Genomic DNA, 23,038 nt, shown 5'->3' with positions numbered 1-23,038 from the left:
GATTTACGCTTCCCGGCAATCACGCTCGCCGGTGAGCGGCCTTATCGCTCGGCGCGAACACCCATGGCGATCGTCCGCTCATCCATGCGCGGATCATAGCTGATGCCCTTGCGGCTGGCCCAGGCATTGGTGAGCTGCAGGATCTGAATATAGGGGACCTGCTCCGCATAAAGGGCGACCGCCTCGTGCAGCAGTCTCTCGCGGTCCGCGTCGTCCATGGTGGCGGAGGCCCGGGCGGTGAGCGCGTCAAGATCCGGGTTCGAATAGCGCCACATGTTGTTGGAACCGGTGAGTCGCTGGCGGTTCGGAGTGCCCGCGATGCTGATGAGATAGTTGGTCGCCTCGCCGGTGGAACTACCCCAGGCCGCGAGCTGGACCGGCGCCTCGTAGCGCATCCGCATCGACACGAAGGCCGCGTAAGGCGCGGCATTCACCGTGGAACGCACGCCGATGCGGGTCCACATCTGCGCGACGGCCTGGGTCAGGCGCGAGTCATTGGGCCAGCGGTCGTTGGGAGTGGTGATCGTCACGCGGAAGCCGTTGGGAAATCCTGCCTCGGCCAAAAGGCGCTTCGCGGCATCGGGATCGAAGCGGTCAGGCCGGATCGCGGGATTATGCCCGAAGGCGCCGGCGGGGAGCCACTGGCCCGTGGGTACGGCCATGCCTTCCATTACGCGCTCGGCCAGTGCCTCACGGTTGATGGCCATGGAAAGTGCACGGCGCACGCGGATATCGAGGAAGGGGTTGTTGGGAAGCGCCTTTCCGTCGTTGTCCGTCACCTGCGGGCTGCCGCCCTCCGCTGAATGGACCGGGGCAATGAACATGGTGCGCAGGCTCGGGATCGTGGCGACCGAGAGGCGCGAATCACGCTTGAACTTCTCGATGTCGCTGCTCGGTATCTGGTCGATGATGTCGACATCGCCAGACAGTAGGGCGGCGGTGCGGGAGCCGTCATTCGGCAGGAAGCGATAGTTTACCGTCGCCCAGGGTTCGGCTCCCGCCCAATACCCCTCGTTTCGCGCCATCACGGCGCGGTCGCCGGAGGTATAGGAAACCAGGCGATAGGGGCCGGTGCCGATCGCGGCCTTGCCGCTGTTGTAATCTTCGGTGGCAGTGCCATTGACGTGACGCGCGATGATCGAAACTGAGGCGAGGTCGATCGGCAGCAGCGGGTGAGGCTGCTTCGTGTGAATGCGGATCGTCAGCGGATCCAGCACCTCCACGCGCGCGATCTGGCGAAGGAAGGTGGAGAAACCGCCGGGGCTGTTCGCGACATGGGGAACGCGACCGAAGGTGAAGACCACATCTTCGGCGGTGAAGTCGCGCCCGTCATGCCACTTCACGCCTGGGCGCAGCTTGATCTCCCATTCCGTGTCCGAGAGGGAGCGCCAACTCTCGGCAAGGGATGGGCGAGGCTGCGCGCGGCCGTCGCGTTCCACCAGCTGATTGAAGATATGCATCGTCAGGGAGTTGTTTGGCCCGTTGTTATGGAAATGCGGGTCCATCGAGGTGGCGGGAGTCCCGACGCCGATCGTCAGGGTCTGTGCCGAGGCCGGCTCCATGGCGAGCAGCGCCAATGGAAGAGCAGCGAGGCACAGCCTGCGCGGGAGATCCGAACCACCAACCACGATTTGCATATTCATCCCCTTCGGAGGCGAAGGAGGCTATGCGAAGGCGGCCTAGGCGGGAAGCGAAGAGTGGTAGCGCCATCAGCGCCGCATTTCCGTCGAGCCGGTGCGTGCGGCCAGCGCCTCGCAGAGGGCGGCGGCCTCGCCGAGCGAGGTGACGATGGCATCGGCGGGCCCTTCCTCGCGCAGCGCGGTGAGCATCGCACTGTCGGGCGGCGCATCCCACAGACCCACGATCACTTTCGCCTCCGGCAGCTGCCGGGCAATGCGGCGCAGGAAGTATCGCAGCCCGGCGATGCTGTTGCCTTCCTCCAGTACCGAAAGGCAGCAGAGCCGCACCAGGCCAGGGTCCAGCCGGCCGAGATTGGCGGTTTCCAGCGCCGCGCTCGTTTCCGCCCGTGCGCCCAGGCCGGCCCGGTGCAGCACCAGCGCCGCCAGACGCGCCGTCAGGTCATCCAGCGGGCCGCGGCCAGGGATGCAGACCACCGCTCCCTCCGCCTGCCAAGCCGGGGGGAGAGTGGCCTCGACCGACGTTCCGAAATCTGAAAGGTCGTCCAGCAGCGTGCCCACCTGGGTACGGATCACCTCCAGCCGCTCCGGTTCCAGCGCCTCGCGGGACCAGTCGGTCTGGGCCAGGACCAGGCCCTGCAGCGCCACGCTGTCGCCATAGGCGGCGAGGGAGGCATCAGGCTCGGCCAGGATGTCGCGCGCCTGTTCCACCAGCCCGTCGGCATCCCCTTCCAGGGCACGCTGGTAGAAGCTTTCCTCGGGCTGGAGTGGTGGCCTGTCGCCCAGCAGCACGTCGAAGAACTCGAAGCGCGGCACGTGGCGGCCGAGCACCACCAGGCCGACGGTGAGCGGCGTGGCGATCAGCAGTCCGATCGGGCCCCAGAGAAAGGCCCAGAAGCTGGCCGAGAGCACGACCGAGAGAGGCGAGAGGCCGGTGCGGCGGCCGAAGAGCAGCGGCTCCAGCACCTGTCCCATGATCACGCCGCCCAGCAGGAAGACGGCGAGCACCGTGGCGGCCAGCCCCCAGCCCGGATCGACGCCCATGGCCAGCACCAGCGGCGGCGCGACGGCGATGGGCGTACCGATGAAGGGCACGAAGCGCATCATTCCCGCCAGGATGCCCCAAAGCAGGGGGCTGGGCAGGCCCACCGCCCAGAGCAGGCCCGCGATCAGCACCGCATAACCAGCGTTCAGCCCCAGCTGCGCCAGGAACAGCCGTGAGAGCCGCGCGGCGGCGTCGTTCATCGCCGTCATGGTCCGGTGCAGGTCGCGCGCGCCGGCCAGGCGGATGGCGCGGTCGCGAAGATCCTCGCGGTAGAGCAGCACGAGGATGGTGAAGATGATCACCAGCCCCGCCATGGCCAGCGGCTGCAGGACAGGGCCGAGGATCCGGCCCGCCACGTCCAGCAGCGCCGCATCCGAGCGTGGCTGGGTCGCGACCACGACCGGCGCCGTGGCGCCGGCGGGCGCCGGCGGCGCGCCCTCGATCCCGAGGCTACCCAACAGCCCGTCCGACTGGCGAAGCAGGTCGCCGAGGCCACGGAGCGCACCCAGTTTTGCCCGGAGCGTCGCGGCATAGCGCGGCAGGTCGGCCGCAAGGTCCGCCGCCTGGGAGCCCAGGGCTGCGCCCACTGCCCCGATGAGCGCGAAGGCGGCGAGCACCGTCACCAGCACCGCCAGGCCCTTGCCCAGCCGGAGTCGCTGGAGAACCCGCGCCGCCGGGGCGAGCACGAAGGCGAGCAGCACGGCCAGCACCAGGGGCACCAACACGTCCCGCCCAAAATAGAGTGCGGCCACGATGACCGCGGCCGAGACCAGCATCGCCGCCCCCGCCACGGGGCTGCCGGGGGTGACGACTGGCGGAATGCGGCGATCGGGGACGGCCATGCGGCGTGATTCGTTCCAGGAACGGGAGGCGCGGGGAGGTCGCACGCCGCCCTGCATCCCGCCAGCCACTTCCCGCGTTGCGCGCGGGAACGTCATCGCCCAGCCGGTGAAGGTTGCCCGCCGGGCTGCCAGGATGCGCGTCAGACGAAGGACGCCCCGTGCCCGAACCGATCCGCGCATCCCTGTTTACCCCGGCCCGTCGCTGGCTCCGGATTCCCGTACTCGCGGCGGCGCTGGCGGTTGTGGCGGTGCTGGCCGGCGCGGTCGCCACGGCGCTGAACGACCGGGACGGCGATGCCGTCGCCGCAGGCAATGAGGCGGTGGTGGCGCTGGAAGGCGTGCTCTCCGCCATGAAGGATGTGGAGACCGGCCAGCGCGGCTACCTGCTGGTGGGCCGCGAGGAATACCTGGATCCTTTCCGGGCGGGCGTGGCCGCGGTGGAGGAGCGCATGGCGGTGCTGGAGGCTCTGCGCGGCCCCGCCGGCCTGCCCCCCGAGACCCGGCTGCGGGAGTTGATCGCCCGGCGGGAGGAATTGGCCGAGCGCTCGATCGCCCTGCGGCGGACGGGGGACGCCGAGGCGGCCCGGGGCGTGGTGGAGAGCGAGGAAGGCCGGGTGGCGATGGACGCCGTCCGCGCCGAGGTGGGCCGCCTGCAGGACCAGGCCCGGCAGAGGGTTGAGGCGCTGAACCAGCTCAGCACCACCCGTGGGCTTTGGCTCTGGGGCCTTGCGCTGGGCGCGGCCCTGCTCGCCTGCGCGCTGCTCGGCCGATACGCGATGGTGCGGCGGCAGTTGGAACGGCGGGCGAATGCGCTGCTGGACGCGGTGATGACAAACGCGCCGGTCGGCCTCGGTTTCGTCGGGCGGGACATGGTCATCACCAGTGCCAATCGCGCACTGATTGAGATCGGCGAGCGCAGCATGGGGCTGGAGGGTGTGGGGCCGGGCGCGGCCCCGGTGCTGCCGGATGCGGTGCGATCTCAGATCGCCCCGCGCCTGCGGGCGGTGCTCGATGGCGGAAAGGCCCAGTCGGACGTGGATGTGGAGACATTTCCTCCCGACCGGCCGGAGGAGCGGCACCAGCTTCTCGTGACCCTCTTTCCCGTCGCACCCGGCGAGGACGGCAGGGTCGAGGGAGCCGGCATCATCCTGATGGATGTCACACGCCGCCGCCGGGCGGAGGAGCGGCTGAGGCGTAGCGAGGCCCGGTTCCGGACCTTGGCGAACTCCCTGCCGCAACTCGCCTGGCAGGCTGACGCGAAGGGCGAGATCGAGTGGTATAATCGCCGCTGGTACGAGTTCACCGGCACGGATTTCGAGACGGTCAAGGGCTCCGGCTGGCTGGCACTGCAGCATCCGGACCATGCGGAGCGGGTGGAGGCGGGGTTCCGCGCCGCCATCGCGGCCGGCGAGCCCTGGCAGGATTCCTTTCCCTTACGCGGCGCCGATGGACAGTACCGCTGGTTCCTGAGCCGCGCCGTCCCGATCCGCGACGAGCCGGACGCCTTTCATCCCAAAGGCGCCATCACGGGCTGGTTCGGCACCAACACCGATGTGACGGAGCTGCGGGAGGCGGAGGAGGAGGCGACACTCGCCCGGGAGGCGGCCGAGGATGCGAACCGCGCCAAGAGCCAGTTCATCGCCAATATGAGCCATGAGCTGCGCACCCCGCTTTCGGCCGTGATCGGTTATTCCGAAATGCTTGAAGAGGAGGCAGGGGATCTCGAGGGCGGCGAGGCGCTGACGAAGGACCTGCAGAAGATCGGCGCCAATGCGCGCCACCTGCTCTCCCTCATCAACGATGTGCTCGACCTGTCCAAGATCGAGGCGGGGCGGATGGAGACGCATCCCGAGGAGTTCGCGGTGGACGCCCTGGTCTCCGAGACGGTGTCGACGGTGCAAGCGCTGATGGCGCGCAAGGCGAACACGCTGGAAGTCCAGCTTCCCGAGGGTGTCGGGACGATGCATTCGGACCAGGTGAAGCTGCGGCAATGCCTCATCAACCTGCTCTCCAATGCCAGCAAGTTCACCGAGGGTGGGCGGGTGACGCTCTCGGTGGAGACGGGGCGGGACCGGATGGGACGGCGCGAGATCGCCTTCCATGTCACTGATACCGGCATCGGCATGAGCCAGGAGCAGATCTCGCGCCTGTTCACCCGCTTCACCCAGGCGGACAGCTCCACCACGCGGCGTTTCGGCGGCACCGGGCTCGGCCTTGCGATCACCAAGGCCTTCTGCACGCTGCTGGGCGGCGACATCGCCGTGGAGAGCGTCGAGGGCCGCGGGACGCGCTTCACCATCCGCATGCCCATGGACATGCGGGAAACCGGGCCGGAACCGGAGGCGGAGCGGACAGAGGCAGCGCCCGCGGATCCGGCGGAGCATCTGGGTGCCGGGCTGGTGCTGGTGGTCGATGACGACCCGGCCTCCCGCGAGTTGCTGTCGCGCTTCGTCCTGCGGGACGGCTTCGCGGTGCGTACCGCGCATGACGGGGAGGAAGGGTTGCGGCTCGCGAAGCAACTCAGGCCCACCGCCATCCTGCTGGATGTGATGATGCCGCGGATGGATGGCTGGTCCGTCCTCACCGCCTTGAAGGCGGATCCCGAGCTGGCGGAAATACCAGTCGTAATGGTCTCGATCGTGCAGGAGCGAGCATTGGCTGTTTCGCTCGGGGCGGCGGACTACCTCATCAAGCCCGTGCAGTGGCACCGGCTACGGCGCGTGCTGGACCGCTACCGTGCACCCGGCGTCGCCCTGCTGGTGGATGCGGAGGCCGAGGCGCGGTTGGAGCTGCGGCGGCTGCTGGAAAGCGAGGGCTGGGCGGTGGAGGAGGCAGACGGGGCGGAGCAGGCCCTGGCCCGGCTCGGCGCCACGGGGGCCGCCGTGCCGCCCGTGGGGCTCGTGCTGGTGGCGGTGCCGGGCCCGGAGGGCGATGGGCTGACCCTCGTGCATGAAATCCGCCAGCGTGACGCCTGGAAGGACATTCAGGTGATCGCCCTGGCCGGGGGGGAGGTGCCACCCGCCGCGCTGGAGGCCCTGCGCGGGCAGGTGCGCCGTGTGCTGCCGGCCGGGGGCGAGCCGCCCGAGGCGCTGCTGCGCGAACTGCGCCGCATCTCTGCCTCTCGCAGTGCAGCGACGCCGGGGAACCCGCCGCCTTCTTCCCCGTTTCAGCCTGAGACGGAGAACGCGGCGCCATGACGAAGATCTTGTTGGTGGAGGACCATGAGGAGCTGTGGGACTTCCTGTCCCGCCGCCTCCGCCGCCGCGGCTTCGACGTGGTGCTGGCGCATGACGGGCAGCAGGGCGTGGATATGGCCGGGGCCGAGCGTCCGGATGTGATCCTGCTCGACATGAACCTGCCGGTGATGGATGGCTGGACCGCCGCCCGGACGTTGCGGGGAAATCCGGACACCGCCCGCATCCCGATCATCGCGCTCACCGCCCATGCGATGTCGGGTGACCGTGACCGGATACTCGAGGCCGGCTGCGACGACTACCATCCGAAGCCGGTGGATTTCCCACAGCTGCTGGCGCAGATCGAAGCAGCCATGCTGGCCGCGGAAAGCTGAGGCCGCCCCGCTCTACCTCCCCGGGGGCCGCATCGCGGCGCGCATGCGGTCTGCCGAGGTCGCATCCACGCCCAGGTCGCGCAGCGGATCGAAGAATCGGGTGTCGGGCGTGAACAGCAGATAGGCCATCGCCTCGTTCGCCATCAGCGTCTCGTTGCGCGTGTCATAGCCTTCCTTCGCGAGGAAGCGGCGGAAGTTCTCCCGGTCGGCCTCGGTGAAGGCCTCCCGCCAGGCGCGCATCACATGCGCCGCGAAGGCTGGATCGGTGAAGAACAATCCGTGCCCTGCCTCATGCTCGAGCACAGCGCGGCGGGCGGAGGCATCGAAGCGCCTCTCCTCCGCGGGCAGGGTGATAATGGCGGCCGGGCCACCACCGGCGATTGTGCGCATCATGGGAAGGTGTGCCTCGAGCCAAGCTTCCTGCGTGTTCAGCGCGACGCCGGAGGCACGTGCCATCGCCATGAAGCGCTCCACATCGGCCAGGTTGTAGTTATGGCCGTAGTAGTAGGTGTCGGGGTCCTCGCCAGCGGCGGCGATGGCGGCGGCCAGGGCCTCGTCGTTCAGCACGCGGTCGCGCGGCGTGTGGGTCTTCTCGATCAGCGCGGCCAGCCGGTTCATCATCAGGCCCTGCCGGCGCAGGTCCGGAAAAGCCACCAAAAACACCGCAGGGAGATCGGCGAGGCGCAGGAGCGTCGTCTCGGCGGGCTGCCAGCGAAGCAGCGCATCGCGCTCCATCAGCGGAACCGCGGTGGTCTCCACCGGCGGCGCAAGCGCGGGGGCGGCGGGCGCCCCTGCGGGCACGAGGGCCGCCGATGTTGCCGCCGGAGCGCCCGGGACCTCACGCCCTCGCTCCGACGGCACATCCGTCCGAGCCCAGAAGGCCGCGCCAATGCCCAGCGCGACCAGTGCTACACCCGAGGCCAGCCAGGCCAGGCGGCGACCCCGCAGCAACGACGGCGCACCGCCGGGGGGCGGAGACGGCGGCGCAAGCCGCACGGTGTCATCCGATTCCGCGGACGCTCCCGGCATGGCGCCTTGACCCGGACGCCTGTCCCTGCCTCGCGAATTAGCCGCCGATGTTCAGTACCTGGACCCGGCGATTCCGCTGTTCCGGCCTTTCATCGCCGGTCTTCACCAGGAGCTGGCTTTCGCCCAATCCCACCGCCTCAAGCCGCGCCGCCGGCACGTTGTAGCGCTGCATCAGGAAGTCCCGCACCGCTTCCGCCCGCCGCTGGGAGAGTTCGCGATTCATGACGTCCGGGCCGGCCGTATCCGTGTGACCCTCGATCCGGAAGCGGTAGGGCGCCAACTCGGCGGATGATAGCGCCTGGCCGAGCGGGGCGAGGGCGCGCTCCGCCGCCGGAGTGAGCGCCGCGGAGTTGGTTGCGAACTGCACGGTGATGGACAGGGCCGGGGTGCCGACCGGGGCCGTCGTCTCCTGTTGCGGCGGGCGCGTCACCCGCGCGGGCGCGGCTGCCTGGCTGGAGGAAGAGGCGGCGGGCTGGCTGGGCTGCGCCGCGGGTGCGGCTGGCTCAGTGCCCGGCATGCGGATGCCGCGCGTGCCACCGCCCGGACGGAGCTGCTCGATCATCTGCATCGCGCGCGTGTCGGACTGCGCCATCGCGGGCACGGCCTGCGCGGCGAGCAGGGCGGCGCCGAGGGTGAGGACGATGCGATAGGGACGCGGCATGGCGTTTCTCCTGGTGCGTCGGGCCGGGTGATTTTCCGGGCGCAGGGTGGTCATGGGGCGGGATTCGCCGGGCGCGTCACGCTACACCGAGACGCCGCCAGAACGGCATCCTTTCCCGGATCGTATGCGCGATGATTCCGGCCGCCTGCTCGCGCTCCTCGCCTTCGAGGCCCGGTCGTATGCGATCCAGCAGAACGGCGGCGTCAGGCGCCTCGGCGATATCGGGCTGCGACGCCAGGGTAAGCTCCAGCGGCGTGCAGGGCACGCCCGCGCCCATGAGCGGGGAGGCCATGGCGATGCGTTCCTCACCAACGCCACCGGCGGCATGGAAGGCGGCGGCCCCGGCATTGAAGCGGCGAGCCTTGCGCAGCGTCGCCTCGTCCGGCGCGGGGCGCCAGATGGGCATGGCGGTGCTGGTGCCGTCGAGCATCACCAGAACCTCCTCGGGTGTCAGCGTGCGTTCCGGCAGCGCGCGCAGCGTGCCGAGGCGCTGCGGCCCCTGAGCGAGCGCCGCCATGATCGGGTCCGTGGCCGCCTTCGGCAGCTCGGCCTTGCCGCGCGGGGTCGGGAGGAAAGGAAGCCCCTCCGGACGATGCGCGACCTGGGCGAGGATGATCGGGTCCAGCGCCTCCTGGCGGTCAATGCGCCGGGCGCCGCGGATGAAGACGTCACGGCGGAAAGGACGCTGGAGAAAGAGGTCCTTGATGGTTTCGCGGGCGACGCCCTCGGGCATGTCGTCCCAGATGGCGCGCTGCGCCGGCTCCAGCAGCATGTCGGGCAGGTTCTCGGCCAGCGTGGCACTGCCGACATAGTCGAGCCGCGCGGGCGCCAGTGCCTCCACCATGTCGGCGAAGAAGACCGGGCGCCAATGCGCCGTCATCATCTCATGTGCCAGATAGGCGGCGTTGATCCCTTCGCCCTCACGCAGGATATGCTGGAGCATGGGTGTCTTCGGCAGGTTCACCGCGCTGGCTTCATGCAGCGCGCGCACCAGCGGCAGGGCGGCCTGTGCACGCTCCGTGCTGTCGCCCTTCACCTGCATTGAGGCGCCGAGGCGGATGACACGCTGCAGCGCCGCATCCGCGCCAAAGCCGGGCAGGGCATTATAGGCGATGTAGACAATGCCGCCCGGCTTCAGCCTGCGCTGCAGCAGCCGGACGATGCCTTCACGCACCGCATCCGACACCCAGGTCCAGACGCCATGCAGCATGGCGACATCGAGTGGCGGCAGGGAGTCGATCTCAGCATCGGACAGCGCCGCCAGATCGGCTTCCATCACGCCGAGATTGTCGAGCCCTGCGGCATCGGCGAAGTCCGAGAGCTCCGACACATGGGCAGGGTTGTAGTCGATGCCCAGGCAAGTCCAGCCGGGATTGGCGCCGGCCAGGGCCGCGATGACATAGCCGCGGCCGCAGCCGATATCGGCCACCGTCATCCGCTCGCGCGGGCGCCAGGCGACGCCATTCATTGCGGCGGCCAGCGCAAGATGCGCTGGCACCTGCGCAGGGTGGTAGGAGGCCGTATAGGGCGAATCCGCGACATAGCCGCGGCTCCAGGCCGTCATCGTGATGTTCCTCTGGTCATTCGGCAGAACCGGTCATCGTGGCGTCACGCGACCTCGGGGCGGAGCATGGCGTCCGCTGCGTCGCGCAGGCGGGGACGGGAGGCGGTGATCCAGCCGGTGCGCCCGAGCCGGGCCTGCCCCATCCGCAGCGGTGGCACGGCGCCCGCCGCGAGCACCGGGTTCACTGCGAAGTCGATCTCCGGCCCGACATGCAGCCGCGTCAGGTCGCAGATGCGGCGGAAGGTGGAAGTTCCGGGCTGCAACGCCTCGAAGGCGTCAAGCTCCATCGGGCCGATGCGGATGACGAAGCGCGCCGCGGGATCCCAGATCTGCGCCCCGGCCGCGGCATCCACGCCCAGTTGCGAGAAGGCGCCGCCCAGCCGGCTGCGCTCCGGCGTCGGCACACGCTGCCAGCCGCCGACGAATTCCACGATTTCCACGGGCCGACCCGTCTCCTCCTCCAGCAGCGCGGCAAGGCGCTCGGCGCTGCGGGTGCGGTTGGCCAGATGGCCGGCATGGTAGAGCAGGCCGGAGAGCGGCGTTGCCAGCCGCCCGTCCAGCCCCGGCGTGGCCATGCCGATGGCGGCGGACAGGGCGGCATCGGCCCGGGACGGATCGCGCGCCGGCCGCACCTTTGCGCCGGCCTTTACCCAGAGCCCGGTGAAGCGCCGGGACAGCATTTCGAGGAAGGCGACGAGGGCCGCGCCGTCCCGGCGGCGGCTGGGCGGGAGGTTCCGTTGCTCGGCGGCGGCGATGGCGGTGTAGTGGCGCGGCAGGGCGCCATTGGTGCCGATCAGGCCGAAGGTCGGCGCCGCCAGGCTGCGGCTGCGTAGATCGGCCGCCGCCACCTCGCCGGCCGGCAGATCCAGCCTGGCGACGGAGCGGAAACGGAGATCGGCGATGTCCCGGCCGCGCGCGAGCACATGCGCGGCCTGGTCCAGATCGAAACGCGACGGCTCGGCGACAAGCCGCCCGTTGGGACTGTCAGGCAGCGGCGGCGGATGCGTCGTGACCGTGATGTCCGGCGCGCTCTCGGCGGAGGGATCGAGCCGCTCCCCCGTTTCCGTCCCGCTGCTCACAGCAGCACCCGCGTGCCGCTGCGTGGTGGCCAGGAGGCCACGGCCTCGCTCCGCCCGCGCAGTACGGCGCGCGTCCGTACGAAGCCGTTCACCGAGATCTGCAGCGCCAGGAACTGCTCCAGCACCGCGGCCAGAAGATAGAGCGCGTCCGAGGCCCAGCTTTGGGGATCGAAGGTGAGGGTGACATCGATTCCGCGGGTGAAGACGCCGGGCCGCTGGCCGGGGATGCGCGCCAGCCCTGGCTTCGCCTCTACCGACAGCAGGCCGGCGATTGCGTTGCGCGTCTCCGGGGCATCGCGCAGGTCATGCAGGCGCAGCATCTCGCGCAGCGCCAGCGCCGCATCCGTGCCGCCCATCACGCCCAGATGGTTGAGCGCGAGATGCGAGACGAGCCGCCAGCCGCCGCGCTGGCGCAGCGGGAAGCGCAGGGTGGAGCTGGGCGCACGCAGGCATTCCGCGGCGCCTACAGGGGCCGGATCCACGATCCGCAGATGGGGCTGCCCGCCGCCAAAGGGCAGCAGGTCCGGCAGATCCCGGTTGAGGCAGAGCGCCTCGACGGTGAGCACGCCATCGGCCGGCGCCATCGGGTCGAAGCTCGTGTCCCGCAGCATCAGCCGTGTCTCGGTGCCGGTGAGGGGGGAGGGGGCGGGTAGGCGGCGGGCGATCCATTGCGCCTCGGACGCCACCGTCTCTGCCGCCGTGTCCCGGGCCAGGCGGTGGAAGGGCTGCACGTTGCGCCGCGCTCCGTCGGGCCGCGTCTCGCGCACCTGGCGGATGGAATGGATCTCGATCGCGGCAGGGCGGCGCGCATCGGGCAGCACGGTCCAGTCGGACTGGGTGCCGTCGAGCGAGATGGGCTCGCAGCGCTGCGGGAACAGGTTCACGGCCGGGGTGCAGTGCAGGGCCAGCGTCTCGGCCGTCACCGCGCGCTCCAGCGCCGGTGCGGCGCGGGAGAGATAGACAAACACCTCCAGCCGGTCGCTCGCCTGCATCAGGCTGCGTGCGTCCAGCCCCTCGAGATCGAGGTAGAGGAACTTCTCGGGGAAGGCGAAATACTCGGTCAGCAGGCGATGGCCGTCGAAGGCCCGGCGCGGCCAGGGCAGCGCCGCCTCGTCCCGGGTCATCCCCGCCGGACGCAGCGCGGTCGCGGGCAGAAGCGTCGGGGAAGGATCAGAGGGTGCATCCGCAAGGGCCACGCCGAGGCAGGCCGTGGACAGCAGCTCATGCAAGGCAAAGGCGGTCGTGCCAGTGCCGGGCAGATGCAGCCGCAGCTTGTCGAGCTCGATCGCTGAGAAGGGCAGATCCGGCGCGGCAGTGCGCAATGTCAGCCGCAGGCAGGCAGCGGCGCGCGGAGCGCGGGGATTGGCGGGGGCGGCGAAGGGCAGGCCCATCAGCCGCGCCGCCTCGATCCGGATCGGCCAGAGCGTCACCGGATGGCAGGTGACATAACGCAGCGGTTGCCCGCCCGCGACCGGCTCCGTCTCGACTGTGAGGCCGCGCGCGACCTTGGCGGGGCCGCGCGCCTCCGGGCGTGGCAAGAGACGCAGGGTTGTCATGCTCGGCACCGGCGCGAGCAGATGCGGTGAAAGCAGTTCCAGCAACGCGTCGCTGAACTCGGGCAGCTCGTCCTCGAGCCGGTGCTGCACCCGCGCGGCGAGGAAGGCAACGCCCTCCAGCAGCCGCTCGACATGCGGGTCGTCCCCCGTGCCGTCGCGGGTGACGCGAAGCCGGCCGGCAATCTTCGGATGCGCCTCCGCGAACTCGCCGGCGAGCTTGCGCAGCGCCTCCAGCTCGGCGTTGTAGAAGGGGAGGAGGCTTTCGCTCATCGCGCGGCCATTATCCACCCGCGCTCATCGTTCGGCCACCCGCACCTCGTGGCTGACGGCCTCCAGCATCGTGTCGAAGGAGATCGGCTCCGGAACCGGATCGGTCCGGAGCAGCGCCGTCACACGGAGCCGCAGGGTCCGATCCAACTCGTTGGACGGGCGCAGGGTGACCGATACATTCGTCAGCCGCGGTTCGAAGCGGCGGATCACCGCCTCCACCTCCCGCGCCAGCTCCTCCCGCGCGTCGTCCATTGCGAAGCTGCCCGAGGTGGCGTCCGGGATGCCGTAGCCGAGCGGCGAGCGCAGCAAGGCCGGCATGGCCTCCGGCAGGAGCCAGCGGCGGCGGCGGGCGTTCAGCAGCGCTTCCAGGTCGCGCCGCACGCCGGCGCGCAGGATCTCGAGCGCGCGGGCGGCCGTCGGCGGGGTGTCGCGCACCTGCTCCGGCGCTTCGTCCAGCAGCCGGTCGAGCAGCGGCAAGCGGACGCGCAGCGCGCCCGGCTGCGGGCCCGAATGCCGGTGATCGCTCATCACGCCCTATCCGCCCGCGTCGTGATCATGCCAGGCGCAGTGAGGCGAGCTCGGACACCGGCACCGCATCCTCGCCCACCAGCAGGAGCCGCTGCCCGGCGCCCCGTACGACGACGGCATCGCCTTCCACCAGCTCCTCCCACTCGGTCACGCGGCCGAGCCGCATCTCGTCGGTGAGTGGCAGGCTGCCGCGGGGATAGAGCGCGGTGACGAAGACCGACCCCTCGGAATCGTCCTTCATAATGAGGTCCGCCCGCCGCCAGGCGATGTCGCGCGGGCGACGGCCGGGGGTGAAAACGAGGCTGGCGACGCGCTCCAGAGGCAGCAGCATGTGCTCGCCGGCAGTGGTGAGGATCTCCAGCCCCGGCGCGGCCAGATCGTCCGCATCGCGCAGGTCGTCGAAGGTGATACTGCGGCCATCGGCCAGCTCCGCCTGACCAGCGATGCGCGGGCGCAGGCTTTCGGCTTCCGCCGCCGCGGCGGCGGCGGCGGGAATGTCGCCGGTGCGCAGCAGGACCGCGGCACGCAACGCGGCCGCCTGGGCGGGGGTGGCCTCTTGTCCCTGGAAGACGGGCGCACGGCCTTCCGCCCAGACCTGGGCACGCGCGGTCTCGGCGCGCAGCAGGCGCCGGAACTCCAGCACCGCGGGGTTGGGATCCTCGAGCACGGCGGCGTCCAGCATGCGGTCGGCGCGTTCCGCATCGCCCGAGAGCAACAGCAGCTCGGCGAGCAGCCAGCGGGCATCGGCATCGCGCGGTGCCGCCTTCACCTGCGCCTGGGCAGCGGCGACGGCCGCCGGCAGGTCGCCGGCACGAAGGGCCTCGGCGGTCTTGGACAAGGCTTCTATCCTCCTCGGAGCATCAGGCGCGGGCGTCGGCCCGGTCGGATCGCGGTTTCATCAGGCAGCACGGGGCCGGGCGAGATCGGTGACGAGACGGAACACCGCGCCCACATCGTCAAGCTGGTGGTGCGGCTGCAGATGGATGACGCAGCCATAGGTGCCGGGGCGGCCGGGCTGTTCCCGAACCTCCACCCGCGCATCGCGCAGCGGGTAGCGTGCGGCGGAGTCGATGCTCCCGGCCAAGCCGCTGACGTGGTTGGAGAGCCAGCGGGAGAGCCGCAGCTCGACCTCCTCAGGGGCCAGGAAGGCGCCGAGCATGTCGCGGCCCATCACCTTCACGCAATGCGCGAAGCGGCAGACGCAGAGCACGTTGTTCAGCTGCGCGGAAAGCCTCTGATTAGCATCCGCCACCTCGGTCGTCATTCGCGGCGGGCGGTGCAGCGTGGGAAGAGCGCCGAAGCTCGCCTCGGGCAATCCATCAAGCCCGCAAAGGGCGACGATGTTCGCATCAGCCAGGGCGCGTTCCTGGTCATCGGTCAGCGCCAGTTCCAGCGGCGGGCGCGGCGGCGGGCCTGGCGGGTCGGAGGGCAGGCGCTCATGCGGCAACCCGTCCACCACGCCGCCGCTCGGGATCGCGGAAGGCTCGGCGCCCCGCAGCTCCGCCGGCCAGCGATAGCGGCTGAAAGCCCGCAGCGCGACCGCCGCCATGGCATAGATCGGCGTGGTCCAGACGCGGGCGGCGCTGTCCGGCACGTACTCGCGATACACGAAACGATCCGGCCGCGTGCCATCGGCATGCCACGCGGCCCGGCCGAGCGTGCGCGGCAGAGCAAGGGCGAGAAAGCGCGTGTCGTCACGGCCCGCCAGGCTGCGCCAGCGCAGCCGGTCAGGGCCACGCAGGGCCAGGGTGAGGTCGCTCGCCGGTCCCGCCTCGGCGAAGCTCCCCAGACCCAGCATGTCGGGGGCGACCGGCAGGATGACAGGCGAAAAGGCCGCCGCCGCCACGGAGGCAAGGCGCCCGAGCAATGCGACGTCGTCCACCGGATGGCCGGCCGAGGGGCCAGGCCGCACCTCATGGTCGCAAAGGATGAGGCCATAGGGCTCGCCCCCCGCGATGCCGAACTCCTCCTCATGCAGCTTGTGGAAGAGGTTGGACTGATCGAACTCCGCCGCGCGTTCTAGGTCGCGTGACAATTCCTGCCAGCGGATGGGCAGCAGGCGGATGCGGATCATGCGATCCGCCTCGGCGCGCTCCGTGAGCCAGTTCAGGCCACGCCAGGAACCTTCCAGGCGGGAGAGGCGCGGATGGTGCAGCACCGCATCCAGCGCGCGCGACAGCAAGGCGTCGATCGCCGCGATGTCGCGGTCGATCGCCTCCTCCAAACGGGCAAGGGCGTCCGCCGGTCCGGTGGAGGCGGCGAGGATGGCTGCCAGCGCCTCCTCGCCGAACCAGCCGCGCAGGATCGCGGCGCGGTCGCGCTCAGCGATCCAGCCGGTCAGGGCCGTGGCCGACTCTGCGTGGGCGGCGCCGAAGAACCGGCCCCGCCGCACCGCTTCACGCAGCGGCGTCATCGCATTGTATTGGCGATGCGTAGCGTTGCGTCAGCTCTTCTGCGGAATCCGTGCCACCATCCGCATGGAGGTGGTCAGTTCCTCCATCTGCAGCCAGGGACGCAGATGCGCGACCGCGTTGTAGGAGCCGGGCTTGCCCGGGATCTCACGCACCTCGATCTGCGCCTCTCGCAGCGGATACTTGGCGCGCGATTCTTGCCCGGCACCTTCCATCGGGTTGACGTAGTTCTGGATCCAGCGGTTCAGCCAGACCTCGCAGTCGCTCGCCTCCATGAAGGAGCCGATCTTGTCGCGCGCCATCACCTTGAGGAAGTGGGCGAAGCGGCTGGTCGCCATGATGTAGGGCAGGCGGGCGGAAATGGCGGCATTCGCCGTCGCCTCGGGCCGGTCATACTTCTTCGGCTTCTGCACAGTCTGCGCGCCGAAGAACACGGCATAGTCGGTGTTCTTGTAGTGGCAGAGCGGCAGGAAGCCGAGGTTGGAGAGCTCGGCCTCACGCCGGTCGGTGATGGCGATCTCGGTCGGGCACTTGGCGTCGAGGTCACCGTCATCCGAGGTGAAGACGTGGTTAGGCAGGTCCGTCACCTTGCCGCCGCCTTCGGCACCGCGGATGGCGGTGCACCAGCCATATTGCGCAAAGGCATCGGTCATCCGCGCGCCCATGACATAGGCGGCGTTCATCCAGCAGTAGTGCTCGTGGTTCATCGCCTTGGCGGAGCCATCGGCGTTGAACTGGGCCTCCTCGTAGCCGAATTCCTCGACCGGCTTGGTCGCCGCGCCATAGGGCAGGCGGGCGATGGTGCGCGGCATCACGAGGGAGCAGAAGCGGCTGTCGTCGCGCTCACGGAAGGAGCGCCACTTCGTGTATTCCTGGGTCTCAAAGATCTTCGCCAGGTCGCGCGGCTTGGACAGCTCGGTCCAGTCCTTGAAGCCGAACATGCCGGCGCCGACACCCGAGACGAAGGGCGCAAAGCCCGCCGCCGCGACGGAGGACATCTGGGCCAGGGACTCGATGTCCTCGGGATGGGCCGTCCATTCGTAGTCGCCGATCAGCGCACCGTAAGGCTCGCCACCGGGGAGGCCGAACTCGCTCTCGTAGATCTTCTTGAAGAGTTGGCTCTGGTCGAACTCGACCGCCTTGGTCAGGTCGCGATGCAGCTCCTTCTTGGAGAGCTGGATCATGCGGAGCTTGAGGGAGGTGCCCGTCTCGGACTTGTCCACCAGGTAGTGCAGCCCGCGCCAGGAGCCTTCCAGCTTCAGGAAGCGCGGGTGGTGCATCACCTCGTTCAGCTGCTCGCTGATCTTCTCGTCCAGCGCGGCGATGGCGCGGTTGAAGGTCTGCGTCATGTTGCGGCTGAAGGTGACGGTGCCCTTCAGCGCCTCCTCGGCCAGGGCCTTGATCAGCTCCTGGGCGCGGTCCTTCTCGGTCTGCCGGGTGGCGCCGACCACCTGGTCGAGCAGCGATAGGCTGCCTTCCTCGGTGGTGACGGCAGCGCCCTGGGCGCTGGTCTGCGTGCCGCTCATGATCTCAGCCCTCCTTCTTGTCGAGGCCGAGCTCGTCGGACAGCGACTTCAGCTTGTCCTTGTCCTGCAGCACCTGCTCCAGCAGGCCTTCAAGCTCCTCGGACATGTCCGCCTTGCTCATAAGGTCTCGCAACTTCGCCCGCGTCTCGAGCATCGCCTTCAGCGCCGGCACCTGCTCGGCCACGCGCGAGGGCTCGAAATCCTCAAGCGAGCGGAACTTCAGATTCACCGCCATCTCGCTGTCATCGCCGGCGAAGGTGTTCTTCACCTTCAGGTTCAGGCCCGGTGCGATGCGTGCCATGACGTCGTTGAAGTTGTCTCGGTCGATCTGGGTGAACTTGCGGTCCGCCAGCGGCTTCAGCGGCTCGGACGGGTCGCCCGCGAAGTCGCCCATGACGCCGACGACGAAGGGCAGCTCACGTTGGATGGCGGCGCCTTCCGTCTCGACCTCGTAGGAGATGTGCACGCGCGGCTTGCGCACGCGGTTGAGCTTGTCATGAACGCCGGACATGCGGAATTCCCCCAGAGTGGCAGGCATGGCTGCCTGAAGTCGGATGACGGTACCGCGACGCGTGCGAAATCACGCCGTGTCGCACGGGTCCAACGGAAACAAGGTAGAGGTCGGGTAAACAAGTCGTCAACGACATTGCGCCCCCTCAATATTCCGGCTGCGGCGGGCGGATGCCCAGGGAAGACAGCATGGCCGTCCGGGATGTTTCGTCGGGCAGGACCTCGGCCAGAAGTTCGGGCAGGGTCATGCGCCCACGCCGTGCCGCATCGCGCAGCGTATAGGCCAGGGGCGAGTGCGGTTCGGTCTTCTCGAAGAAGTCTGCGAGGCGCTCCAGCGTCGCCAAGGCGGCCTCGCGATTGGCGATGCTGGCATTCGGGTCACCGAGGCCAGATCCGCCGGACCGCCCCGGTGCCGCCGTGCCTGGTACCGCGTCCTCTTCGGCCGTCTCGGCAGCTGAAGCGGCCGGGGCGGGACCGGCCAGCTTGTCCACCACTTCCTGCAGGCGCTCGAGCAGGCGAGACAGGCGAGAGGTGGGGACCTCCCCGTAACTGGCGAAGCGCTCCATCAGCGCGGCGTCGAAGCTGCGCCAGGTTTCCAGGGCTTCGGCCACATCGGCGGAGAGGGCGCGAAGCGCAGGCCGCGCGGTGCTGGCCTCGGCTTCGAGCACCGTCAGCTCCGGCACGCCTGCGGCATAGCGGCGCTCGCGGTATTCCGGATCGGCGCGGCCGGCCACCTCTTCCGCCTGTTCGTAGCGGTAGAGGGGAAGGGGGGTGTTGTCAGTGCGCCGGAACAGCGGCAGGCGCCGCAAGGGCTGCAGGATTGTGCCGTCGCCCGAGGCGCCGGACAGCCCGCCGAGGATGATGCCGCGATCCTCGATTCCGTCCGTGTCCGGAGCGGGGAATCCTTCGTCCCATGCGGTCTGGAGAAGCGTGGTGAGCAGGCGGACGCCCGAGATGAGGCCGGCCAAGCCGTGCTGCCGCACGAGAGCCTCGGTCAGCCATGCGCCCACCTCGAAATCGCGCGTGCCGGAGGTGAGCATTTCCTCACCCAGCCGCCGCACGAGCCGCCAGCCATCGGCGACGGGTGCGTCTTCCTCGCCCTCGGCATCCCGCGCACGTTCCTCGTCCCGCGCTTCCGTGCGCGAGTCCTTCATCCGGCGATAGGGAGAGACGGCGGAAGGGTCCTCTCGCGGGTCCACGCCATTGGCAGGCGCGGCGAGAAGCGCCGAGAGATCGAGCACGTCCTCCGCCATTCGCCTGTCCTGTTATGAGGTGCGTCGCGAGGCTAGAAGCGACCGCTTCGTTCTGCAACCCGGAAGAATCACGCGCCGGTGAGGTAAGTGGAATCTTCGTCGAAAATTGCCGAAGTGATCTCACCTACGTCGAGTTAGCCCGAATCGAGGTCATAAGTTATTCTGTTAGACGAAAAAGAGATAAAAACTGGGGAAATCGTTACGGATCCTCAGAAAGGCGGTTGTGCATTTGCGCATCATCCACATACCCTCCGCCCGCCGCAGATTCGGACTCCGACGCCTCGTGCAGGCGCGGTCCGGCGGGGGAACGGAGATCCGCGACAGTGGTGGCAATTGACCTCAAGGCGCTTGTCGCCCGGCTCACGGGACTGGCGCGGCGCCAGTTCGAGGCTGCGTTGGGCCTCACAGTTTCCCGTACCAATTACAACGTGGAAATCGAGCATGTTCTGCTGAAGCTCGTCGAGAGCCCCGGCAGCGATGTCTCGGCGGTCCTGCGTCATGTCAACACCGATCCGGGCCGGGCGGCCGCCGAGCTGACGCGCGCGCTTGACCGCCTCAAGACCGGCAATGGGCGCGCGCCGTCCCTCTCCCCCGATCTTGTCACCTGGTTGCGCGAAGCCTGGCTGATCGCCTCGCTGGAAGGGAATAGCGGGCGCATCCGCTCCGGCCATATGCTGGCCGCGCTACTCGGTGACGAAAGCCTCGTGCGTAGCCTGCGCGACAGCGCGCCGAGCCTTGCCGCTATTCCCGAATCGGCGGTCCGCAAGGACCTCGCCCAAATCGCCGCCGAGAGCGAGGAGGCTGCCCAGGCTGGTGCCGAGGCCACGGCCCCGAGCAGCGGCGGCGGCACTGGCGGCGCGGCGCCTGGCGGGCAGGGCGGCGGGCCGCTGGAGCAGTTCTGCGCAGACCTCACGGCCCAGGCCAAGTCCGGCAAGATCGACCCGATTCTCGGTCGCGATTCCGAGATCCGGCAGATGGTCGACATCCTGACCCGCCGCCGGCAGAACAACCCGATTCTCACGGGCGAGGCTGGCGTCGGCAAGACGGCGGTGGTGGAGGGGCTGGCGCTCCGCATCGCCGCGGGCGACGTGCCGGAGGCACTGAAGAACGTGCACCTGCTGTCGCTCGACCTCGGCCTGCTGCAGGCGGGCGCCGGCGTGAAGGGCGAGTTCGAGAACCGGCTGCGCGGCGTAATCGACGGGGTGAAGTCCTCCCCCACGCCCGTGCTGCTGTTCATCGACGAAGCGCATCAGCTCATCGGTGCCGGCGGCACCGCCGGGCAGAACGACGCCGCCAATCTGCTGAAGCCGGCCCTTGCGCGCGGTGAGCTGCGATGCATCGCCGCCACGACCTGGGCCGAGTATAAGCGCTATTTTGAGAAGGACGCCGCCCTCACCCGCCGCTTCCAGGTGGTGAAGGTGGAGGAGCCCTCGGTGCCGCTGGCCCAGGCAATGCTACGCGGGCTCGTGCCGGTGCTGGAGAAGCACCACAACGTCCGCATCCTGGACAGCGCGGTGGAGGAGGCGGTGCGGCTTTCCGCCCGCTACATTCCGGCACGGCAATTGCCCGATAAGGGCGTTTCGCTGCTCGATACCGCCTGCGCCCGCGTCGGCATGAGCCAGGCAGCGATCCCGGCAGCCATCGAGGACAAGCAGCGCCGGAAGGCGCTGATCGAGACCGAGCTGGCTGCGCTCAGGCGCGAGGAAGCGACCGGGCAGGACCACACCACGCGGCGGACCGCGCTGGAGGATGAGGCGGCGCAGAACGCGGCGGACCTCGCCGCGCTTGAGGGGCGCTGGACCTCCGAGAAGGGGCTGGTCGAGAAGCTGCTTGCGCTGCGGCACGCGCTCGAATCGAGCGAGGAAGGTGCGGATGTCGCGGCGAGCCGCGCTGAGCTGGCGACGGCCTCCTCGGAGCTGAAGACCCTGCAGGGCGAAAACCCACTGGTGCATCCGGTGGTGGATGGCGTGGCGGTCGCCGAGGTGGTCGAGACCTGGACCGGGATTCCTGTGGGCCGGATGGTTTCCGACGAGATCGGCACGGTCCTGAACCTTAAGGAGAAGCTTAAGGAACGCGTCATCGGCCAGTCGCATGCGCTTGAGGCGATCGCCCAGGCGATCCGCGTCTCCCGCGCCGGCCTCGCCGATCCGCGCAAGCCGATCGGCGTGTTCCTCTTCGCCGGCACTTCGGGCGTCGGCAAGACCGAGACAGCGCTGGCCGTGGCCGACCTGCTCTATGGCGGCGAGCAGAACCTGACGACGATCAACATGAGCGAGTTCAAGGAGGAGCATAAGGTCTCGCTCCTGATGGGCTCGCCCCCCGGCTATGTCGGCTATGGCGAGGGCGGCGTGCTCACTGAGGCGGTGCGGCGCCGGCCCTATTCCGTGATCCTGCTGGACGAGATGGAGAAGGCCCACCCCGGCGTGCAGGACGTGTTCTACAACGTGTTCGACAAGGGCAACATGAAGGACGGGGAGGGGCGGGACATCGACTTCCGCAACTCCGTCATCATCATGACCAGCAATGCGGGCACCGACACCATTGCCAAGCTCTGCGCCGATCCCGAAACGGCGCCGGAGCCCGAGCAGCTGGCTGAGGCGCTGCGGCCCGACCTGCTGAAATCCTTCAAGCCCGCCTTTCTCGGCCGCTGCAATGTGGTGATCTATTATCCGCTGGCGGATGACACGCTCCGGCAGATCGTCGGGCTGAACATGAAGCGAATCGGCCGCCGCGTGCGCGAAAGCTACGGCGCCAGCTTCGAGGCAGCGCCCGAAGTGCTCGACGCCATCGTCGCCCGTTGCCAGGAATCCGAAAGCGGCGCGCGCAACATCGAGACCATCCTGAACCGCACGCTCCTGCCCGAACTCTCCGCCCTGGTGCTGGAACGGTTGGCCGACGGCGGGCAGGTGGGCTCCATCCATGTGGGCCTCGGGGCAGAGGGGGGCTTCACCTACGCGCTCGGCTGATGCCGGGCGTGACTTCCCGCCCCCTGGCCGCCGCCGCAGCGGCCCGCGGGCCATCCAAACAGCGGCGTGAGGGAATTTGAGACATGGCGATCTTCGTGAAGTACGGTGACTTCAAGGGTGAGGCCACCGCGGAAGGCTACAAGGACTGGATCGAGTGCAGCTCGTACCAGTGGGGCGTCGGCCGCGGCATTAGCAGTGGTGTGGGTGGTGGCTCCAAGCGCGAGGCCTCGGCCCCGTCCGTCAGCGAGATGACCTTCACGAAGTCCCTGGACTCCGCGGACGTGCCGTTGCTGAAGGAAGCCGTCGGCGGGAAGGCCGTGACCGTCAAGGTCGAGCTGACCCAGACCGACAATGCCGGCAGCCATGTCGCCTTCCAGAAGTATGTGCTGACCAACGCCTTGATCAGCGGCTACAGCCTGTCCAGTGGCGGCGACCGCCCGTCGGTTTCCTTCAGCATCAACTTCACAAAGTTCGACAGCTCTTATTGGGCGATCGACGACAAGTTCACTTCGAAGAACGTCGGCAACGTAATCTACGACCTCAGCACCGCGAAGTCGGGCTGACCGTGACGCTCTGGCTCCGCCGCGCCGCGG

General features: G+C 69.2%; 17 protein-coding genes. 4 read left to right on the top strand and 13 right to left on the bottom strand.

The genetic code is table 11. From position 1 onward, the window contains the following. Positions 1-41: 41 nt before the first annotated feature. Together GSE44_RS12520 and GSE44_RS12515 are read right to left on the bottom strand one after the other, a co-directional pair. Positions 42-1,637 (bottom strand): ABC transporter substrate-binding protein, encoded by a 1,596-nt coding sequence (locus GSE44_RS12520; protein WP_159349165.1) that lies wholly within the window; start codon positions 1,635-1,637, stop codon positions 42-44. Between the two features lie 72 nt (positions 1,638-1,709). Beyond that, positions 1,710-3,524, bottom strand: coding sequence for an AI-2E family transporter (locus tag GSE44_RS12515; protein WP_159349164.1), 1,815 nt, complete (start codon positions 3,522-3,524; stop codon positions 1,710-1,712). 158 nt (positions 3,525-3,682) lie between these two features. Here GSE44_RS12515 and GSE44_RS12510 point away from each other — a divergent pair, with 158 nt between their 5' ends. Both GSE44_RS12510 and GSE44_RS12505 read left to right on the top strand, forming a co-directional pair. Further along, the gene (locus tag GSE44_RS12510) at positions 3,683-6,721 is read left to right on the top strand and encodes a response regulator (protein WP_159349163.1); all 3,039 of its coding nucleotides are present in this window, start codon (positions 3,683-3,685) and stop codon (positions 6,719-6,721) included. Then, on the top strand, positions 6,718-7,092 hold the full coding sequence (locus GSE44_RS12505) for a response regulator (protein WP_159349162.1): 375 nt from the start codon (positions 6,718-6,720) through the stop codon (positions 7,090-7,092). The genes GSE44_RS12510 and GSE44_RS12505 overlap by 4 nt, the downstream gene beginning before the upstream one ends. Before the next feature lie 12 nt (positions 7,093-7,104). Here GSE44_RS12505 and GSE44_RS12500 read toward each other — a convergent pair whose 3' ends face one another. The 11 genes from GSE44_RS12500 to tssA all read right to left on the bottom strand — a co-directional run bounded on the left by GSE44_RS12500 (position 7,105) and on the right by tssA (position 19,479). After that, entirely contained in the window at positions 7,105-8,088 is a 984-nt protein-coding gene (locus tag GSE44_RS12500) for a hypothetical protein (RefSeq protein ID WP_159349161.1), read from the bottom strand. Positions 8,089-8,158: 70 nt separating this feature from the next. Further along, on the bottom strand, positions 8,159-8,782 hold the full coding sequence (locus GSE44_RS12495; protein ID WP_159349160.1) for an OmpA family protein: 624 nt from the start codon (positions 8,780-8,782) through the stop codon (positions 8,159-8,161). Positions 8,783-8,858: 76 nt separating this feature from the next. Beyond that, positions 8,859-10,346, bottom strand: coding sequence for a class I SAM-dependent methyltransferase (locus GSE44_RS12490; RefSeq protein ID WP_159349159.1), 1,488 nt, complete (start codon positions 10,344-10,346; stop codon positions 8,859-8,861). 44 nt (positions 10,347-10,390) lie between these two features. After that, positions 10,391-11,425 (bottom strand): type VI secretion system baseplate subunit TssG, encoded by a 1,035-nt coding sequence (tssG, locus tag GSE44_RS12485; protein WP_159349158.1) that lies wholly within the window; start codon positions 11,423-11,425, stop codon positions 10,391-10,393. Next, positions 11,422-13,251: a type VI secretion system baseplate subunit TssF gene (tssF, locus tag GSE44_RS12480; protein WP_159349157.1), complete on the bottom strand. Its 1,830-nt coding sequence runs from the start codon at positions 13,249-13,251 to the stop codon at positions 11,422-11,424. The genes tssG and tssF overlap by 4 nt, the downstream gene beginning before the upstream one ends. Positions 13,252-13,275: 24 nt before the next feature. Next, positions 13,276-13,779 carry a type VI secretion system baseplate subunit TssE gene (tssE, locus tag GSE44_RS12475; protein ID WP_159349156.1) on the bottom strand — a complete coding sequence of 168 codons (504 nt, stop codon included), beginning with the start codon at positions 13,777-13,779 and terminating at the stop codon, positions 13,276-13,278. 25 nt (positions 13,780-13,804) lie between these two features. Beyond that, on the bottom strand, positions 13,805-14,617 hold the full coding sequence (locus GSE44_RS12470) for a type VI secretion system accessory protein TagJ (RefSeq protein ID WP_235924761.1): 813 nt from the start codon (positions 14,615-14,617) through the stop codon (positions 13,805-13,807). A 60-nt stretch (positions 14,618-14,677) separates the two neighbouring features. After that, the gene (tssC, locus tag GSE44_RS12465) at positions 14,678-16,192 is read right to left on the bottom strand and encodes a type VI secretion system contractile sheath large subunit (protein ID WP_159349155.1); all 1,515 of its coding nucleotides are present in this window, start codon (positions 16,190-16,192) and stop codon (positions 14,678-14,680) included. 30 nt (positions 16,193-16,222) lie between these two features. Then, a complete protein-coding gene (gene tssC, locus GSE44_RS12460) occupies positions 16,223-17,716 on the bottom strand; it encodes a type VI secretion system contractile sheath large subunit (protein WP_159349154.1) in 1,494 nt (497 codons plus the stop codon). Between the two features lie 4 nt (positions 17,717-17,720). After that, positions 17,721-18,227 carry a type VI secretion system contractile sheath small subunit gene (gene tssB / locus GSE44_RS12455; protein ID WP_159349153.1) on the bottom strand — a complete coding sequence of 169 codons (507 nt, stop codon included), beginning with the start codon at positions 18,225-18,227 and terminating at the stop codon, positions 17,721-17,723. Between the two features lie 145 nt (positions 18,228-18,372). Next, positions 18,373-19,479 (bottom strand): type VI secretion system protein TssA, encoded by a 1,107-nt coding sequence (gene tssA, locus GSE44_RS12450; protein ID WP_159349152.1) that lies wholly within the window; start codon positions 19,477-19,479, stop codon positions 18,373-18,375. A gap of 326 nt (positions 19,480-19,805) precedes the next feature. On the opposite strand from tssA, the gene tssH reads away from it, so the two are divergent. Then, positions 19,806-22,445, top strand: a complete 2,640-nt coding sequence (gene tssH / locus GSE44_RS12445; protein ID WP_457852164.1) for a type VI secretion system ATPase TssH — start codon at positions 19,806-19,808, stop codon at positions 22,443-22,445. An 83-nt stretch (positions 22,446-22,528) separates the two neighbouring features. Next, on the top strand, positions 22,529-23,008 hold the full coding sequence (locus GSE44_RS12440) for an Hcp family type VI secretion system effector (protein ID WP_159349150.1): 480 nt from the start codon (positions 22,529-22,531) through the stop codon (positions 23,006-23,008). Positions 23,009-23,038 lie beyond the last annotated feature (30 nt).

Origin of the sequence: Muricoccus harenae (assembly GCF_009848505.1) — a bacterium.
Classification (GTDB): Bacteria; Pseudomonadota; Alphaproteobacteria; order Acetobacterales; family Acetobacteraceae; genus Roseomonas; species Roseomonas harenae.
The sequence above is the reverse complement of the archived record's forward strand: the minus strand, read 5'-3'. Positions and strand labels throughout refer to the sequence as shown.

Bases quoted from the DNA above. Each gene is read 5' to 3' on its own strand.
- tssC (WP_159349155.1), bottom strand. From the start codon at position 16,192: ATGACGCCGCTGCGTGAAGCGGTGCGGCGGGGCCGGTTCTTCGGCGCC.
- tssA (WP_159349152.1), bottom strand. From the start codon at position 19,479: ATGGCGGAGGACGTGCTCGATCTCTCGGCGCTTCTCGCCGCGCCTGCC.
- GSE44_RS12440 (WP_159349150.1), top strand. From the start codon at position 22,529: ATGGCGATCTTCGTGAAGTACGGTGACTTCAAGGGTGAGGCCACCGCG.
- tssE (WP_159349156.1), bottom strand. From the start codon at position 13,779: ATGAGCGATCACCGGCATTCGGGCCCGCAGCCGGGCGCGCTGCGCGTC.
- GSE44_RS12495 (WP_159349160.1), bottom strand. From the start codon at position 8,782: ATGCCGCGTCCCTATCGCATCGTCCTCACCCTCGGCGCCGCCCTGCTC.
- GSE44_RS12515 (WP_159349164.1), bottom strand. From the start codon at position 3,524: ATGGCCGTCCCCGATCGCCGCATTCCGCCAGTCGTCACCCCCGGCAGC.
- tssB (WP_159349153.1), bottom strand. From the start codon at position 18,227: ATGTCCGGCGTTCATGACAAGCTCAACCGCGTGCGCAAGCCGCGCGTG.
- tssC (WP_159349154.1), bottom strand. From the start codon at position 17,716: ATGAGCGGCACGCAGACCAGCGCCCAGGGCGCTGCCGTCACCACCGAG.
- GSE44_RS12505 (WP_159349162.1), top strand. From the start codon at position 6,718: ATGACGAAGATCTTGTTGGTGGAGGACCATGAGGAGCTGTGGGACTTC.
- GSE44_RS12490 (WP_159349159.1), bottom strand. From the start codon at position 10,346: ATGACGGCCTGGAGCCGCGGCTATGTCGCGGATTCGCCCTATACGGCC.
- GSE44_RS12520 (WP_159349165.1), bottom strand. From the start codon at position 1,637: ATGCAAATCGTGGTTGGTGGTTCGGATCTCCCGCGCAGGCTGTGCCTC.
- tssF (WP_159349157.1), bottom strand. From the start codon at position 13,251: ATGAGCGAAAGCCTCCTCCCCTTCTACAACGCCGAGCTGGAGGCGCTG.